Genomic DNA, 18,955 nt, shown 5'->3' with positions numbered 1-18,955 from the left:
TCATTTTGGTAGACGGTGAAAACTCCGTTCTACCATTTTTTTGGCACCAAGTTAATATTCCGGACAGGTCTAATGCTGCATTTCTATTTTGATGAAGGTCGCCAATTCTTGCAAGAAAGAGATTTGAGAATATTGGAAACAGCTATTAAACACGGAGATGGTAATTATTTTTTACCAGATTTTAATAAGAAAGCAATTGTCTCCATGATTGTAGCTTTGGATGCCCTAGGAATTAAGAAGCTTTGGGAACCAGGTCAAATATTCCATGAGAATCATCCCACGATTTTAGAAATATTCAACTTTGCCAAACAGAACCAATGGACATTGGCAACTATAGGGTTAGACTTTAAGAGATGTGAAGCGCCGATCCAATTGGTACAAGGAATTTTACAACGACTTGGTTTAAAAATGCCTCGCCTAAAAAGAAAAGGTGATGGTAGAAAGAATAAGCGCGTGTACATCTACGGTGCGCCAGTAGCTGACTGTGTGAAGATTGATGGTAAGCCCGTGATGGATTGTAATGGTTTTGCAATTCCCCTTGACGACGGCAGAGAAGAAATCTTCCAGCAGTGGGAAGCTAGAGATTTGGAATTGAGGAACAAGAAACTTTCTGAAGAGATGGAAGCAGCCAAAGTCTTGGAAGAACAAAGGTTGGTACAAGAGCAAGAAACCAAAATTATCCCACAATCTGTACTCGACAATAAACTCACTCCTTGGATTGAAACGATCGCCGAATACTGGACTGACCCAGAAACAGTAGGAATAGCAGCGAGAGATTTAGATCTCACAGACAGAGAATTGTTTGACCATATGGTTGGACAATTTACTGCTGAGCAAACTAATTACATCTATGAATGCATGGCAGTAGCTGCTTAAATAATTTTCTGCAAACATCTCTCTAAAGAGAGAATAAACCAAACATCATTTGATAACGACGTAAGACGCTGTTTTAATGGATCTGAATACGTCTGTTTTGTTGCGTCTATAAAAAGTGCGTCTACCCCTGGTAAATAGTATTATTTAAAATAACCCAATTATGTTGCGTCTACTCCATTTGATGAAAACTTATGATTTAAGTTGTGTGGTTTACCCTTCAATAAATGTCTATAGAAGCGACGGAAGCTGTATTAATTCCCAATAGTCTTATTTTGAAAAAGGTATATTAAAGGATAGAACAGTCATATTTAATTGCTCTGCTTAAATTTCCCAGGCTACTCCCGAACTATTTAGATAGATATTGGGGAACTAATTTGTTTTAAAACCAATATTTTTCTAAATAAGTATTTATAAAAGGTGTAGACGCAAGTATTTAATATCAAGCTAAAAAGAGTGTGATTTAGAAAGTATTGTTGCCAAAGTCTCGTTGATAAAAATAACGAGGGTCTCCTTTTTCCATAGAAATAAGTCGAAGTGGAATCATCTTTTGCGGGATAAAATAGTAGAAATTGACAGTTAAAGGTTTAGTTTCTTGAAACTCGACCTTGAGATTAATAATTTCATTACCTTGGTAGTCTTGAGTGAATTCAATAAGTTTATCGATCGTGTTTGGAGACAAAGAAATTAAAACTTGAAAATCGCCACAAACAGAATAAGCTAATAATTGTTTAGGTGAGATAAGGATATTCTCGATGATTGGCAACATTATTTGAGTGCCAAATGTTTTTCTCAGAGAATGATAGACAGTTCCAAGGTCAACTATTATGGTTGGTTTGAAATCTGGGTATGTAGTTTCTTCTTCTAGTAGTTGTAAATATAGATCTTTTGAATATTGAGCTCTTTCATATAAGATTGTCAAATCTATTGCTTCCTGTAAAAGAGTTTTATAACTAGTCATTTCCCAGTCAGATCCTAAAGAAGCAATAACTTCTTTTTTCTGTATTTCTCTTTTTTTGGGACTTAACTTTTTAAATTCTTCAGGGCTTGTGACGAATTGGAATTTACTAAAATTAGAATCTAGCTTGTTGGATTGTTTAGCTTCTCCCATATCATTTTTATAATGGGTAATTGCGGCTAATTCTCCACTTTCTGCTTTGGTTGTAGCTGTTTGTGTGGCACTAGATTTTAGTATTGCATTTACTTGGAATGGTTTTAGACTTAACTTACGAGCTATTTCTTTGGGAGTTAAACCTTTTTCTCGTAGAAGCAGAATTTCTGATTCAGGTTGTGAAGTCATAATTTTTACTTGCTCAATTTTCTATTGATTAAACAAGAACATTATTATCCCCTGAGACTATTTCTATATATCCAAAGCATTAATACTTATTAATATATGATTGGGTATGGGCTTTTGGTGGTAAACTTTTAATTTATTCTTACTTTGAAAAAAACTGTAGCTGATCAGATATGGGTGAGAATCGGCAAAGTATTTAAGTATGGCTAAAACTAAGAAATCAGAAAATGTTCCTAAGGCAATGCAAGAAAAGTTCAATGGCATTGTGGCGATAACGGATGATTTTGCCAAACAACACTTGAATGATGAATATGCCCAGATAATTCGCTTTGCAGCAGCAGCCCTGTGTCGGAAAAGACCATCTCCACTGGTAAAAGGTAGGGAGAAAACTTGGGCTTGTGGAATTACCCATGCAATTGGCATGGTCAATTTTCTTTTTGACTCTTCACAAGACCCCCATATTAGCGCCAAGGAAATCTACAAATGGTTTGGCGTGAGTTCTAGTACTGGGCAGTCGAAATCAAAACAGGTACGAGATATCCTGAACATCCGTCAAATGGATCCTAACTGGTGTTTGCCCAGTAAGTTAGACAAGAACCCCATGGCTTGGATGATTTCTATTGATGGATTTATTATAGATGCAAGGTCTGCTCCCCGAGAAATTCAGGAAGTGGCATATGCACAGGGTTTTATTCCTTACATTCCGGGCAATGGCGAATCGAAGGACATTGACGAATCGGAAACATCACCCGAACAACTCAATAAAGCAGTTAACTCTTCTCCCAATGCGCTGTATGTACTAGATGTGTTTTTAATTGACGGTCCAGTAACAGAAGAATTTATTGCTGAAAATCCAGTGGTGTCTCGAACCATTGAGATAAAAGGCAGTAATACTTTGGAGGATTTGCATAAAATTATTTTCAAAGCATTTGATCGTACCGATGAACACATGTATGAATTTCAAGTGGGAGGTCGTGGGCCGCAAGATCCAAATGCTAGACGGTACTGCTTAAAACAAGCATTCTCAAGTTGTGGTTTTAGAGAAGCGCCTGCAGGGGACGTGTCTAGTACCTCAATTGCTTCCTTAGGCTTATCTATGGATGAAGCTTTTGGTTACTGGTTCGATTTTGGTGATGATTGGTGGCACCAAATTGATGTAACGAATATTGCAGATAAGGCTAAATCGGGTAAGTACCCCAGAATCACTAAAAGACTTGGGGTTAGTCCTCCTCAATACGCAGATTTTGAGTAATGATAAAAAATGGAAATTTGGTTTGATTAAGATTTTTTGTGTTGGGTGTTATGTGTGCACGTAAGAGCACAAACGTGGAATTAGGGATGCTATTTGTTTGCCCGAGTGTGTTTCAGACATTGTATCATTACGTGTTTAGGACTACCTTAATTTGAAGTCTCTTACTTCGATTTACAAAAGGTATGAAGCAACTTTCCCCTAGTCATATCCCACATTTTCATTGTGTTATCATAGCTACCACTGACTAATGTTTTGCCATTAGAACTGATCGCTAGGGAGGAAATATTGTAGAGATGACCTTCCAAAGTACGAATTAATTTTCCAGTGCTAATATTCCAGAATTTAATATTATTGTCATAATAGCTACCACTTACAAGTGTCTTTCCATCTGGGCTAATAGTAATACTATAAACTCCAGGAGTTTGATTTTTAAGTGTGCGAATATTCTCTCCAGTGCTAGCATCCTGAAGTATTATCGTACCATCTAAATAACCACTAACAACAGTACTGCCATCTGGACTAATAGCAATGGAAGTAACCGGAGTTACATCTTTAGAATTATTTGCATACTCGTATACCGTTTCCTTTTTCAAGGTACGGATCAACTTTCCAGTCTGCATATCCCACAAGATAATTTCATCTCCACTACTAAGACTTAACAAACGATTGCCATTTTTGCTAACTGCAATTGCTGAAACAGGAAATGAATGTTCTAATTTATGAAGCAATTTGCCAGTATTAATGTCTCGTAATTTAATTGTCTCATTGCTAGCACTAATGAGAACAGTACTATCTGGACTAATAGCGACAGAGTTAACACCACCATCTTTAAATGCACGAATTAACTGTGCACTTTGCATGTCCCATAACTTAATTGGTTTTTCATCCCAACCACCAGTAACTATTTTCTTCCCATCTGGACTAATAACAATAGAACGAATCCACTTATCCTTGAATGTGCGAATTTTATTTCCAGTGTATTTATCCCATATATTAACAGTATCGTTAGAATTTAAACTAACCAAAAATTTATTGTTTGGGCTGATAGCAACAGAAGAGAACCAATCATAATGTCCTTTAATTGTATGAATTATTTTCCCTGTTTTTACATTCCATAATTGAATATTATTGCTATTACCACTAATAATGGTATTACCATCTGGACTAATAGCTGCTGTAGTAGCTGAACCCCCATAACTTATGAGTAGACCACTCGGAGAGTTTTTGGGTAATGAATCTGATAAAACTGATTTTTTAATAGGTTTACTAAATGTGCGTATTAACTGTCCTGTTTTAATATTCCATAATTTAACTGTACTGTCCCAAGCACCGCTAACTAAGGTTACTCCATCCGAACTGACAGATAATGATTTTATCATCTGGGAATGTCCCTTAAGTGTGCGAAGTAACTTTCCGGTAGCTATATTCCACACTTTGATGGTGCTACCACTACCACTAAAAATGGTTTTACCATCCGGACTAAGGGCTAGGGCAGAAACTATATTAGAACGTTGTGTCAATGTATTGAGTAATTTGCCTGTAGGAATATGCCATAGTTTGATAGTTTTATCGCTACTACCACTAATTAGATGTTCGCCATCTTGACTAATAGCAACGGAATTAACCGATTCAGAATGTCCCCTAAGTATGCGTAGTAACTTCCCCGAATAAATATCCCATACTTTAATATTTTTATCCGAACTACTGCTAACAAGTGTTTTACTATCCTGACTGACCGCCAGAGAAGTAATTGACTGGGAATGTCCTGCTAATGTACGAAGTAATTTTCCTTTTGAGACATCCCATAATTTAATAGTGTTATCATAACCAGCACTAATTAGAGTTTGACCATTAAAACTTAATGAACCTCTATATCCCGTACCTTTAAATGTACGGAGTAATTTACCTGTGGAAATATCCCACAACTTGATAGTATTATCGCGACTAGCACTAATAAATCTTTTCCCATCTGGGCTAATATCTATAGATTCAATAGAGTCAAAATGTTGCGTAAATTGACATCTGGGAGTAGAGTTTTCTAATTGGGTTTTTTCCATCCCATTTGAACTGTTGATTTGTGCAGCAACAAGTAATACAAATTGAGCTAAAGAGAATAGTACAGTTCCAGCGATACAGTGACAAATTTTGAATTTATAATTTTTGATATTAGTCATTTTCTCAGAAGGCAAGGTTTAGTTAACAATAAGATATTGAAAAACTGTAATGCTAATTACAGATTTATATCTACCTAGTCTGATTGATCTTAGTATATTATTTTACTGGAAAGTGAAAGTTTGTACGCATTATGTGTGCGTGTAGCGCCCTAGAGAGGACGTAGGCAGAAGGCAGTTAGCGTAGCGTTGTGAAAGGCAAGATGTCTGTGTTTTAGAGCGCAAGGGACTTCCAAAGATACTCATGAATATTTCTGTGCCTCATAGTTTTTTGACATTCTATACGCAAATGGGTGCAGTTATGAAAACTAATATTATTAATATCAATAGTGGCTGTCTAAAATATTCTAGTGATTAAAAAAAACTAGGTACTTCCACAAGAAATGCCAATTACGACTACATATAAGTAAGTAGGCACAAATAAAAGTAACTACGTAACAAAAGTTAAACGATTCTAAAACCCCTGCGGTTGCTGAGGACGCGCTCCGCGAACGTTTCATTACGTTCCCTCGCAATGACATAATTTGGTTTTTTAACGCCGACCTACTTATATGTCCGAGTTAATGTGGTAATCCAACTAATGTTTATGCCAATAAATATTATTCTTTTCGTTTTTCTCTCGAATAACTTTACCTGCATCAATAAATAATCGGAACTTTGTATTTTGAATTTTTACCTTTTTCGGAAGTAGTTTTTTAGCTCGAATGACAATCCATTTAGATTGTTTTTTCTTTAAACGAGGAGCAATTACCTTAATTGTACGTCTGACATTTTTACCTTTAATACTTCTAATAGTTAGTTTTAGAATATTAGATTTTGCAGGAGCATTACCAATATTGGATACAAGCACTCGTATAACTTTTGCTCTTGCTTTAGAGAAACGAACTTTTCTAATTACTAAATCTGGTTTTTTTCTACGTCTCCTGATAGGTTTTCTATTAGGTTGAGTGAAGGAATCAGAATTTTTTAATTTATGACAATTAGAGATTGAGATAATACCTCCAATATTGATATGTTCACCACCATTGAGACACTTCTCAGATGGTTGTGATTTTTCAATTTCTTCAGCAGGTTCTTCTACAGTAGTCTCATTATCAGAAGTTTCTTCGGTTTGGGTTTGTTCAGAAGTTTGATTTTTTGTAGAGCTTTCTTCGGTTTGGGTTTGTTCAGAAGTTTGATTTTCTGTAGAGCTTTCTTCGTCTTGGGGTTGTTTAGAAGCTGGATTTTCTTTACTCTCAGGTGCTTCTACCACTTGAGAAAATGTGTTAGAAGCGGAAATATTCACATTTTTAGTATCAGCAGCGAGTAAAGGAAAATTACCTATAATTAATCCGAGAGCAATAGGTGCTGCAATTATTTTTTGGAAATTCATGTTTATCCTTAAGATTATTTGGTGTTCTTTCTTTGATTACGTTTGAAGAGAAATATTTTGTATCCGCTAGATAATATAAAAAAGTAAATCATATGTTGTATTTCACTAAATAAATTCAAACTATGCTTATTATTGTGTGATTTGAGAAATAAAAAAACCATAGGAAAAAATCAGGTATTCCTAAACATCAAAAAATAGGATAAAATCAGTTATTTATTTTTTATTTAAATAATTTAAAATTCAAAATATTATACTCAAAAATAATGATTTATTTCCTCTAGCTATGATTAAATCACCATCACATTATGAATATCAAATTGGCGGAATTCTCTCTGCTTAAGCTTCAAGTGATGTTGCCCGTAAAGCAGATTTAGAATTCTATGAAAATTTAAAAGCTGGTGAATTTTGTTATATACTTAACTCACAACAAATGGGTAAATCTAGCTTGCGAATACAAACTATGCAAAAGTTGCAAGCAGAAGGTTTTATCTGTGTTTTTATTGATTTAACTGGAATTGGTAAGGAAGCAGGGTAAGCACATCTAAATTTGTAACTAAAATTACAGATATTTATTCAAATTTTTAGTTAGCAAGAGATAATTCAAGTCATTTAAGTATTAGAGACATTAATTAGTACGCTGATAAGTAAATTATCTATCTTGTCTGACAGGGTTAACTTCATGACCGACTTCGTCGGAAGGAAGAAGGAAGATGTCAAGAAACGCGTTTTCCAAAAAAAAAATCTTCCTTGGAAGACGCGCGGCAGCGCCACGAACCGACAGGAAAGGATACAAGCCCCGTCCATGAGCGGACGGAGAAGGTTTGGGAGGAGTACAAGCTCTTTCCAAACATAAAACCTTCTTCCTTCTTCCCTCTTCCTTCGCTATGACATCAGGTTTTAAGTCTGCAAAACAAAGAATTAAAAGCTCAAAAAATTGAGTATAACTAATGCAATTTCCCTGACAGAAAAATGGAATTAGTTTTTAGCGAAATTGAAGACCATAGGATTTGAGATGCGCTTACCCTGCCTGGCAGACATATAACAAAACCAATGAAGGAATTGATCTAAATTAGTTAAAATTTTTCGCTGAACACTACTTAAATCCAAGTAAACAGTTCGATAATTATTATCAACTACATAAGAAATAATTCTATTCATCAAAGAAGTTTTAGCCATGAGTTTGGGTGCTTTAATCCGAATTATTGAAATATTGATTTTTTGTAGATAGTTGTATGAAAAGCATTACGCACTCACCAACGCCAGATTTATAAACTTATTTATGTCTTGAGAATATACAGTCAGTAATAATTGCTATAATTTTTGAGGTAGATTCTTTTGACATATCTATGAGTTTTTTCATAGACATCAGTTTACTTGTCGATCTTTGCCTACCCCTCTACCAGATTGGGTTAAAGATTGGGAACGTCAAGAAATGGGCACTTATTTGGTTACTTTTGACCCAAATCATTTTCAATGGAAGCAAATAGAAACACAAGGTGATTCTAGGGGATATATTTATGTACTCAATGACCTTGGATTTACTGAGCCTACATGGGTAGGATGAATAACTTGGTAGTGCCTCAAATAACCATGAGATAGCAAATCAAGTCATACCCTCAAATCATTTCAAGCCCCTATTTCACATTTTCGCTCAATAGTGGATAAAGCACATTTACCGCACCTGCGCGGTATAGTGAAAAGGTCTTTAAATGAGCAATGAGTAATATATATAAATATTTTGGGTAGGGCTCTTTTAGAAATACAAGTTATATCTTGCCATAAACCCTAAAAGTTATACAGGGCAATAAACACAGCACTTAATCATATTAAAAATATATTCACACGAACTTCCAGCTACTTAACTTATATCCTTTATCAATTAATTGTATTGTGCTGATTACATATTTTTTGCAATTCCTTTTCTTTAGGATGAATCGCCAAATAATCTTCCAACCATCCACAACCTAATTTCATTAAATCATCTAAATCTAAATTTAACTTCCATAGCTTGACGGTACCATCTCTACTTGCAGAAGCTATGGTTTTTCCATTAGGGCTAAAACTAATTTTATTAACCCCATTTAGATGACCTTCCAATGTTGTTAGCAGTTGGCCATCTTTCACTTTCCACAGTTTTATAGTATTGTCAAAGCTACCAGAAGCCAGCAATTCACTATTTGGACTAAAACTGATGCTTCTGACCCCATTGCGGTGATTTGTAAGGCTGTACAACTCTTTTCTATCTTTTACACGCCACATTTTAATTATTCTTTGTTGATCGCCAGCAGCAATTAATTTACCATCTGGACTAAAAGCTACATTTAATAAGTAACCCATACCAGTATCAAAAATCTGGGATATTTTACCACTATCTATATTCCATAATATTATCCGACTGTCTGTACTAGCAGAAGCTAGTAATTTACCATTTGGACTAAAACTGACAGCTTTAACAAGATTAATATGACCTTTAAGGGTTTGTAACAATTCTCCATCTTCAACACGCCATATTTTTGTCGTATGGTCATTACTGCTAGAAGCTAATAGTTTACTATCTGGACTAAAGCTAACACTATTAACTTTTTTTGTATGACCCAGACGGCTATATATTTCTGTTCTATTTTCTAAGTTCCATAACTTCACTGTTTTGTCAGAACTTGCAGAAGCTAGTAATTTACCATCTGGACTAAAACTAACATCCCAAACCCTTTTTTTGTGACCTTTGAGATTTGTTTGTAATTTATGGCTTTTAGTATCCCATAATTTAATGCTGTTATCAGTATCAGCAAAAGCGAGAATTTTACCATCAGGACTGAAACTGACTGCTGCAATTTCCCCACCATTACCAACTAAAGTTTGTGGTTCCATATCCTTAAGGGACCATATTCTCAAAGTGTGATCGCCAACAGAAAAAAGTTTTTTCCCATCTGGACTAAAAGTAATACTGCGAATAGTACCAGTATGACCTTTTAAAGTTTGTGGTAGAGTATCTAAATTATCCAAATTCCACAGTTTCAAAGTTCCATCATTTCCAGAAGAAGCAAGTTTTTTCCCATTAGGGCTAAAGTTTACGCTCCAAACTGTACCACGATGTCCTAGAAAGTTTTGTACCTGCTTTCCAGTTTCCAGATCCCACAGCTTCACTGTGCTATCTTGACTAGCAGAGGCAAGAGTTTTTCCATCTGGGCTAAAATCAACACTTCTAACACCACCATAATGACCTTTGAGGGTTTTAAGTAATTTGCCATCCTCAACTAGCCAAAGTTTTATTGTATGATTTGTACTAGTTGAAGCAAGAGTTTTCCCATCTGGACTAAATTTTACATAAGTAACCCAATTAACTGGTTTGCGATTGGCTGGAATTTTTTGTAATAACTTACCATCTTTAACATTCCACAATTTCACCCACCCCTTGGAATCAGAGGAAGCAAGCAGTTTTCCATCAGGGCTATAACTAATACTTCTTACCCAGGTATTGTTATGAGCAAGGATAGTTTTCTTAAATTTACCATCTTTAACATTCCACAGCTTAATTGTACCGTCATAGCTACTGGAAGCCAAAGTTTTTCCATCTGGACTAAACCTAACATTCCAAATCTTATCACTATGACCTTTAAGTGTTGTAATTAAATTTCCTTTTCCATCCCAAATTCTCACTATATTGTCACTAGCACCAGTAGCAATTAATTGACCATGAGGACTAACACTAACATCTCTAAATTGAACGTTATTAACTTCTAAACGATTCCATTCTCTAACAAGGGATATTGCTTGACTTAAAGTTTTTTTTACCTGTTTTTCTGCTTCTTCTTGTACTGGCATAAGCTTTGCCAAATCTTGTATTTGTTTTGCTACTTTTAATCCTTCTATCAGCCCATCAAATGGTTGTTCATAAAGTTTATTTTCTATAGCTGAACTTCGAAAAGAAATCTTAGCTTCTCTTCTTTCTCTTCTTGCTTTGACAAGTTGTATACCTATAAATAAGGCTGCGACTAAAGATATAACAAAAAATATGCTGCCTACCGCTAAAATTTTCTTCGCTTTCTTCTGTGCCTGAGTTAAAGTATCATTGGCTTTTGCTAATATTTGACTCTCTTCTTCTTTGACAGTTAAACTCTGTTGAGTTTGACGCTGCTCTAATTCTTGACTAGCAGATAAAAATCGGTAATCTAAAGGGCTTAAGTTTTGATTGTTTGCCCAGGATAAAGCATCTTCTAAAGCTTTTCCTTGCAGCAGTCGAGATTCATCTTCATAATTAGAAGCTACCCAAACATTAAAATTTTGAGAATAGGGGCGTAGCTTGCCTAATTCTTTTTCAACCCAATTCTCATGAAAAACACTTCTGTAAATCGAATTAAAAACTTTTAATTTACCTTGATTTTTTATTACTAAACCAGACAAACGTAAATCTGTTTGTTCAAGACTTCCATCTGCCAATATTTCTCCTTTATGCAAAATTTCTTGATAAATTACTAATAATCTTCCGGCTTTTTGTTCGTTGCGGAGAATTCGATCTCGAATTGTCTTTAAATGCTCTGGCTCATCTTGTGCTTCCCAATTATCAATAATCGAGCTTTGTACTACCTTCGATATAGATTTGGAATTAATACTATAATCTTGGTGAGAATAATTAGTAACGATTTGACATAGTTTTTGTGTTAAAAATGGTTGTCCTCTAGTCCAATTTAATATTTCCTGAATAATATTTTGGGGATAATCTACCTTCCCTTCTAATCCCTTTATTAAGGGTTGCGCTTCATCAAGCTCAAATCCATATAATTCTATCGCCTTACCAATATTAAATGGTGTTTGAGTCTTATCTGCAATTAAATCGCTAGGAGTTGCTACTCCCAGAAGTGCAAAAGTCAGACGTTTATATGCCGGGTTATCAACTCGTTTATTATAAAAAAACCGAATTAAAGCAAAAAAATCATCAAGGGAAAAACTTTGACTCAAAACTCGGTCAATTTCATCCACGAAAATAATAATTCTTTGCTGAATTTCTACTAACAGTACTTCATCAATAAATAAATTCAGTCGCTGCACTGGTGAAAGTAAATCTCGCCTTTCCTTCCACCAGATTCGCCAATTGATTTTTTTTCCTAGCTGACAACTACTAACTAAAGATTGGACAATGCCAGCATACCACTTTTCTGCCGTTACATCTTCCTTCCCAATTCCGGTTAAATCAATAAAAGCACAGATAAAACCTTCTGCTTGCAATTTTTGCATCGTTTGTACTCGCAAACTAGATTTACCCATCTGTCGCGAGTTAAGCACATAGCAAAATTCACCTGCTTTTAGATTTTCATAAAATTCTAAATCCGCTTTGCGAGTGACATAACTTAAGGCATTAGTAGAGAGACTTCCACCAACTTGGTATTCATAGTGTGATGGTGAGTTAGTCATGATTTTAGAAGATTAACCCTTGTTATGAGTATAGTATTGTTGCTCAAAATTATTTGAGTTTGAAGACAAAACCTGATTTTTACCAATATTCAATATCGTTATCCTAATTTTTTATTGATAATACCTGATTTTTCCCTATTGGTATCTTCATGCATTTGCTTTATTATTGAGACATAGAGCAATGTAATTCAATACGGTTTATTTAAGCATTTTTGTTAGGATGGGTTAAGCTATAGCGCAACCCAAAAAAACCTGATAAATGTTGGGTTTTGTCCCTCAAGCTAATGTATGATTTTTAACTAATAGTGTGACATAACAGATACTGAAAAACGGGAGCATCCAACTTTTTTGACTGGGGTAAAAGTACTAATTGTCAAACAATCTATCCTGCGAGACTTAAACCTTTATTCTGTAGTTGCGAAATAAAAATTGGGATGCACCCCTGAAGAACCTGATTTTTTTTAATCATTTAAAAGGACTTCCCTCCTTCTCCAGTAGGATAAGTTTTTCTAAAAGTATGCATTGAATGTGTTGTGGGTCATTAATCAAAATAAGGAAAATAATTGTAGCTGTTCAAACTAAAACTCGTTGAAAATACTCTCGATACAAATTACACCGAGGTACAACATGATTATCCCGGCGTTGTACTAAACCCATACTGTGTAATTTATAAATCTGAATTGAATCTAATTCCACTTGTTCAGGTGAATTAACTACAACTTTGAAAGCCTGAGCTAGTTTTGGACATTTTTGTAGTGCTTCCAAGTATCCCCGCAAATGATTGCTATAAATACCTGCTTCTGTGGAAGCTTCTTGTAATAATTGTTTCAGAGTTAAATTTCTCAAGCTTACTTCATACATTGCCAACCTTATCAAAAAGGGATGTCCTCCTACCAGTTCCATCAACTGCTCTACCTGTATTTCATCCCAATTCAACCTATGTATAAAAACTAATTTTTTGACTTGCTGTTTATCAAACTCCACTAATTCTACTGGAACGCCTGCATTAAATGGTGATTGGTTTATATCTAGGGGAACATATACTTCAGTAGAGTGTGCTAATAGCAGTCGCAGTTTTTTCCAAATAGCAGAAATTTTTCCTTTTTCATGCCAACTTCTTAGCATCCCAAAAAAGTCTTCAGTAACTTCTGTATAAGAAAAAATCTTATCTACGTTATCTAATTCTAAGACAACTGGAGAATCTATTTGAGTTAGTAAATATTCTTCAAAGTAAACTGTGCAGTTGTCGTTACTGCCCAAAATCTCCCCATCCCAATAATCATTTAATTGATTTTCTAACTTTAACTGCCTACCAGCCATACAACAAAACCAGCGAAGGAATTGATCTAAATTAGTTAAAATTTTTCGCTGAACACTACTTAAATCTAAGTAAACAGTTCGATAATTCTTAGCAACTGCATAAGGAATAATTCTATTCATTAAAGAAGTTTTACCCATGAGTTTGGGTGCTTTAATCCGAATTAGAGAACCGGGTTTAATGATTGTTTCACAGCAGAGATTTTCAACATTATTTCGTTCAACGTAAAAATGAGAATCTGGTGGTACAGAACTTTCTGGGAAAGGTAGCTGCGCCACTGATGGAGATACTTGTAATTCTAGATTTTCCTCCATAGCAGATGAATCTCTTTGTTTTTCCCATTCTCTCCTCAGTGCTGCTTTAAAATTTCTTTTTGTAACTTTTTCCTCTAAAGCTTCAGAAAGCTTGTGCCATAGTTTATTCCCTACATCTTTATTTAAATATTCAGCACTATAGCCATAGATTATTGCCATATCATCATAGGTTTTATCTTCCCATGAACCTTGAAGTAATTTAATTTCAATGTCGCTGAGATATTTGCCTGTACTACGATATAAAGCAACATCTGCAGTTTCTTTGGCATTGCTCCAAGTGAAATCTGAGTCATAGAAATTGTTAAGCATTTGAACTACTATCTATGGTATCTTTATTCGTCTGCAATATACTTGTATACAAAATAAAGCGGTAATATTCCTAACTTTTGGTAAGTATAGAAATAATATTTGATTTTTGAAAAAACTAGAACAGCAAAGTTCAGTAGATGGGCAACTTTTAGAAAAGGTGATGAGTGAAAGTTTGCGCACAGTATTCCGACTTTGTGGCGCGTGCCGTACGTACTCCAGGGAAAAATGGTTCTTCAGTACCTGTTATCCTGCATTTCTCACAAGTTTTGTAGTCGTAAATGCTGAAAGCTTTATGCCATCTGGGTTTGATTCTGCTCAAAATAAATTCAAAAAACACACACTTTTGAAACCCTTATCTGCTTGGATTTGAGCAGATAAGGGTTATAGCTTCTAAAACATTGTTTGTGAGAAATCCGGAAAAATGCATGTCATTACTCCTCGTCTAAGTAAAAATAATCAAAATCAATTGTCACAAAAACTCAAAAGATACAGCAATTTTCTTCTTGAATTTACATAGGAAATGTCCTATTTTTAATATACTAAAAATTAAAATAAATACAGTATAAATATTGAAAAGCCTTAGATGTCTGCAATAAAGTTAGTAATGAAATCGTGTAATCAAAACACACTATAGGATGAAGTACAAGGTATTAGTTGCTCAACCCATTGTCTTCTGAGTATTTCCAACATTCCAGTTTCTGCAAACGTCGGTTGAACTGACTGTGATGTAACAATCGTGGAAACCACTGTTTATAATTAGCAGCAATAAATGTCCTGGTTTTGATGCTCAACCTGACTTTTTCCTATAAAACATTATCAAAAATATCTAACTGCTGGTTCAAATACCTGACTTTTACCTATGGCAGGTTTGGTGATTATCTCGAATAATCATTGATATCAATACTAAAAACTTCATGGGGTGACAAGTACCCCAAAGCCTTATTCAAATAAGAGTTGAAAATTTTAATGTAGAAGATGAAATCAACTCTTAAAACTAAGAATACTAATCATTCTATTAAGTAAGGAGACCAAAATGAAAATTCATTACATGGAAAAAATCATGACCAATATGAAGTCCATTCCGGACGCGCATCAGCGCGTGTTCAAGCTTGATGTAGAAGAAGTGACGAAAATCGTAAAGCGTGGCAAACCCTTGACAGCAGACGAACTCGAAGAGCGCGGGCCCGATGAGATCTACATGGCCGATCAGGTGCCTGAGGAGTCTGCTTTGCGCCAGAGCATCCCGTTACCTCCTGCAATTGGCGATCTCGTTTTTCCGAACGTGATCCTGGCTAACCCCTATTTCTGCTGGTGTTCGAGCTACACGTGGTGTCTTGAACTTGACGAGTTCGGGCGGCTACGTTACGTACTGAAGTGCAACTACTGGTGCATCCCGCAGTTACAAATTGTAGCATAATCCATTAGGTGCTTATCTAGTTGTGTTGCAAAAAGATTTTGTGTCCTCAACAAGTCTTAGTTGTTGATAATCTAACCTTCAATAGGATTTGCTGTTCCCATAGCGTAGCGTTAGCTAAAAAAGTCTTTTGGTAGGGTTAGGGAACAGGGAAAGGAGAACAGAGAACAGTTTTACCCCCTATTTTTTCAAATTTTTTGCAGTCCAAAAAGTTCCAAATGCAAGGCTTTTAACTTTTATATACTTATTCTCTCGTACTTTTTTTCACAAAAATAGCTTGAAAAGCTTACAAGATAAGAGTTTTAAAGTTATTCAGTAGACTATAAGTAGACTGCTTTTGTAATGCTGACAGCATTACAAAAGCAGTGCACGCTGTCAATAAGCTTAGACTATTGCAACTGAATATTTTTTTGCAACATAACTGTTTTTTCAATAATCAAATAAGAGTCCTATACATCCCTATTATGTTCAACAAAATCTCAGTAAATTAACTGTTATTGGTTCATTAATAGGTGTATATTTTTTTGATATACTGGTACTATAAGGTACAGACGAAAATCATTCCTCCCCAACCAGTATAATCTGGTTTTGCCAAAGACGAACTCACCAAAAATTCCTCAAACCCAAATATATCAAGAAAATAACCAAGTTGAGGTCGAACTATTGACTTATATAGCTTTGAGGTTTTTTTGATACGAAAAAATGTCTAAGTCCCGGTAAGTCCTAAATGTTTGTTTTTGAGTTTTGTGATGGAAAATTTAGGAATTTCAGAATGCAAGTATCTCGATAAGGAGAAATTAAAAATGAAACCTAATCGCAATAGGCCTTGGTATGTTTATTTGAGTTCTGTAGTGTTAGGATTTACGTTACCAATCGTAGGTCTAGTCAACAATAGTTCTGTATTGGTAGCTTCTCAAGTTTCACGAGAAACTGCATCTAATTCATCTGTAATTAATGTGGATAAATTAGAGAACAATGATAAAAACTTAATTGCTCTCACAGAGAAGTCGAGTACAAAACCGACTAAATTTTGGTGGCTCCATGGTGCTTCTGTTTCTCAAATTAAAAGTAAAATAAATCAGGGTTATCGTATTATTGACTGGGAAGTGGAAAAAACATCACCCTTAAGATTTAGTGTGGCAATGGTCAGAAATAAGGGTGAATATGCTAAAAAATGGTGGTGGTATTATGGTCTAAGTTCCCAACAAGTTAAAGAAAAATTAAATACCAATAAAGCACGGATAATTGATTTAGAAATTTACCGTCTTAACGGTCAAAAGAAATATGCTGTGGCTCTAGTGTCTAATACAGGTGCTGATGCAAAAAGTTGGTGGTATTACAGCGATTCTTCTATTAAAAATATCATAGAAAAAACAAAAGTTAACAAAGCACGAATTGTGGATCTTGATACCTATGTGGTTGGCGGTAAACGTCTGTATAGCGCCGTGATGATTAAAAATACAGGCAGTGACCGCAAAGCATGGTGGTATTACTATAATGTTTTACCAAGCTTTATTAACTCTAAGCTCAAGGAAAATAAAGCTCGTTTGGTTGATATTGAACGACATGGTGACAACAAGTTTATGGTTGTCATGGAAAAATCCCAAGGACAAACCTGGTGGTGGTACTACGGTAAAACGGCAACGCAAGTAAATCAGCTTTGGCAACAAAATCAAGCCAGAATTTTTGACATTGAACCTTACACCGTCAATGGTAAAAAGCGTTTCGCTGTGCTGATGTTGAATAATGCCAATTTATTGACTACTAGAATTGGTGAAATGCTACGAAATAATACTGATGGTGTTTCAGGACTGTACTTAAAGAAAGTCAATGGTTCTGTTTTGGCATCCCTAAAAGCTGACATATCTTTTTATCCAGCTAGTACAATTAAGGTATTAGAGCATTTGCACGCGATGAAACAAGTTGAAGCTGGAAAAGTCAACTTGAATAGTACAAAAGTTAAAGTTTATTTAGATCGCGCTGATAGTTGCAGTGATAATCATGCTGGCCAGAAATTCGAGCAAGAAAATTTGAGGGAAACCTTAAAGAAGATGATGAAAAACTCCAATAACCAGAGTACCAATGCAATACAGGAGTTATTCGGAAATGGAAAAGCCAACGTGGGTAGAAATACTATCAATCAAACCGCTTATAATTCACTCGGTATGAGTAAAAAGACTGCTCTCAACCATAAATTTGCTTGTGGTGGACCTAGTAATGATCCTGCAAATAGTTTGACTTTGAAGGATTTGGGAAAACTTTATGAAAAAGTAAGTACGGGCGTTTTTACTTCTAACTCAAACCGTGATACCTTTTATGAACTGATGCTCAATAGACGAGGTAGAATACTTACTGTTATTGATGAAGAAGCAAGTAAATTGGGTCTAAGTACAAATACAGTTAAATCATTTAAAAGTAAAGTTAAAACTGCTGGGAAAGGTGGTAGTTTTACAACTGGTAATGGGAAAAAATATACTTCTATTGGTGGTTGGGTGAAGCTTCCTTTTCAAAACGGTAATTCAGTTACAACAAGAGATTATGTTTTTGGCTTGTTTATTGATAAAGCTGATACAATAAATGACGGATTTGGAATTTGGTCCGCTCGCGCTGAACTTCTTCGAGATGAAATTCGTAAAGCACTTGTGACATTTAAATAGGGTGTGGCTATGGTAGTGAACCCCTATGGGTAGTGATTCTTATGTAGTGGCAAGACAAATTTTTAGTGTATCTGTTCTACAAGTAAACAATGTTTCTATTTTGTTGACAGATTGAATCAAAAAAAAAGGGGTATCATGTGAGCGTCCCAGGAGGGAAAGTTAAAATTCAAAAGTACCAAATCTCCCTCCCAACGAATGAAACTAGCACATTTTTAGGCTTTAGCTGAAAGCTTTACTATATAGGGGTTTTAAAATGTGCTAGTTAGAAGTGCCCAACTGGCGGCGATTCCCACCCGTTACTGATGTAGAGAAACTTGTATTTTGATTAAAATTGCCAAAATATTAATGAATTGTTTGGTGAAATATGGTTTATTAATATAATTTATCATAAAAAAATATTTTTAGGATTTTTAATTAGTGGGTTGCAAATACATTTATTAATTAATCGCAAGCAAAAAAATATAGAAGAAGACGAAAAAGATATTGAAATTTCCCTCCTCTCAAGTGTGGGAGAGAAAGCACGAAAATAGATTATCTTGCTTTGATAACATCTTTTGAGAATTTCATTT

Annotated in this window: 12 protein-coding genes; 6 read left to right on the top strand and 6 right to left on the bottom strand. The window is 35.0% G+C overall.

Annotation, left to right across the window (positions count from 1 at the left end; translation table 11 throughout):
* Positions 1-72 precede the first annotated feature (72 nt).
* A complete protein-coding gene (locus BC008_RS04670; protein ID WP_036267578.1) occupies positions 73-876 on the top strand; it encodes a hypothetical protein in 804 nt (267 codons plus the stop codon).
* 460 nt (positions 877-1,336) lie between these two features.
* Here BC008_RS04670 and BC008_RS04665 read toward each other — a convergent pair whose 3' ends face one another.
* Complete coding sequence (locus BC008_RS04665; protein WP_027845805.1) at positions 1,337-2,173, bottom strand: hypothetical protein; 837 nt, start codon at positions 2,171-2,173, stop codon at positions 1,337-1,339.
* Between the two features lie 199 nt (positions 2,174-2,372).
* On the opposite strand from BC008_RS04665, the gene BC008_RS04660 reads away from it, so the two are divergent.
* The gene (locus BC008_RS04660; RefSeq protein WP_027845806.1) at positions 2,373-3,422 is read left to right on the top strand and encodes a DUF6398 domain-containing protein; all 1,050 of its coding nucleotides are present in this window, start codon (positions 2,373-2,375) and stop codon (positions 3,420-3,422) included.
* Positions 3,423-3,583: 161 nt separating this feature from the next.
* Here BC008_RS04660 and BC008_RS04655 read toward each other — a convergent pair whose 3' ends face one another.
* The 3 genes from BC008_RS04655 to BC008_RS46100 all read right to left on the bottom strand — a co-directional run bounded on the left by BC008_RS04655 (position 3,584) and on the right by BC008_RS46100 (position 8,159).
* Positions 3,584-5,596: a WD40 repeat domain-containing protein gene (locus BC008_RS04655; protein WP_058183242.1), complete on the bottom strand. Its 2,013-nt coding sequence runs from the start codon at positions 5,594-5,596 to the stop codon at positions 3,584-3,586.
* Between the two features lie 574 nt (positions 5,597-6,170).
* A complete protein-coding gene (locus BC008_RS04650) occupies positions 6,171-6,965 on the bottom strand; it encodes a CARDB domain-containing protein (protein WP_058183240.1) in 795 nt (264 codons plus the stop codon).
* A 975-nt stretch (positions 6,966-7,940) separates the two neighbouring features.
* Positions 7,941-8,159, bottom strand: a complete 219-nt coding sequence (locus BC008_RS46100) for an AAA-like domain-containing protein (protein ID WP_268768198.1) — start codon at positions 8,157-8,159, stop codon at positions 7,941-7,943.
* 190 nt (positions 8,160-8,349) lie between these two features.
* On the opposite strand from BC008_RS46100, the gene BC008_RS04645 reads away from it, so the two are divergent.
* The gene (locus BC008_RS04645; protein WP_058183238.1) at positions 8,350-8,529 is read left to right on the top strand and encodes a hypothetical protein; all 180 of its coding nucleotides are present in this window, start codon (positions 8,350-8,352) and stop codon (positions 8,527-8,529) included.
* A 311-nt stretch (positions 8,530-8,840) separates the two neighbouring features.
* Here the strand turns inward: BC008_RS04645 and BC008_RS04640 are convergent, their stop codons facing one another.
* The gene (locus tag BC008_RS04640; RefSeq protein ID WP_058183235.1) at positions 8,841-12,374 is read right to left on the bottom strand and encodes a WD40 domain-containing protein; all 3,534 of its coding nucleotides are present in this window, start codon (positions 12,372-12,374) and stop codon (positions 8,841-8,843) included.
* 573 nt (positions 12,375-12,947) lie between these two features.
* Positions 12,948-14,315 carry an AAA-like domain-containing protein gene (locus tag BC008_RS04635; protein WP_027843540.1) on the bottom strand — a complete coding sequence of 456 codons (1,368 nt, stop codon included), beginning with the start codon at positions 14,313-14,315 and terminating at the stop codon, positions 12,948-12,950.
* A 106-nt stretch (positions 14,316-14,421) separates the two neighbouring features.
* Here BC008_RS04635 and BC008_RS49260 point away from each other — a divergent pair, with 106 nt between their 5' ends.
* The 3 genes from BC008_RS49260 to BC008_RS04625 all read left to right on the top strand — a co-directional run bounded on the left by BC008_RS49260 (position 14,422) and on the right by BC008_RS04625 (position 18,386).
* Positions 14,422-14,685, top strand: coding sequence for a hypothetical protein (locus BC008_RS49260; protein ID WP_161938073.1), 264 nt, complete (start codon positions 14,422-14,424; stop codon positions 14,683-14,685).
* A 663-nt stretch (positions 14,686-15,348) separates the two neighbouring features.
* Entirely contained in the window at positions 15,349-15,732 is a 384-nt protein-coding gene (locus BC008_RS04630; RefSeq protein WP_027843539.1) for a hypothetical protein, read from the top strand.
* An 800-nt stretch (positions 15,733-16,532) separates the two neighbouring features.
* Complete coding sequence (locus tag BC008_RS04625; RefSeq protein WP_161938072.1) at positions 16,533-18,386, top strand: serine hydrolase; 1,854 nt, start codon at positions 16,533-16,535, stop codon at positions 18,384-18,386.
* Positions 18,387-18,955: the final 569 nt, after the last annotated feature.

Source organism: Mastigocoleus testarum BC008, from assembly GCF_001456025.1.
GTDB lineage: Bacteria > Cyanobacteriota > Cyanobacteriia > Cyanobacteriales > Nostocaceae > Mastigocoleus > Mastigocoleus testarum.
Note: the sequence above shows the minus strand (reverse complement) of the source record. Positions and strands in the feature narration are given on the sequence as shown.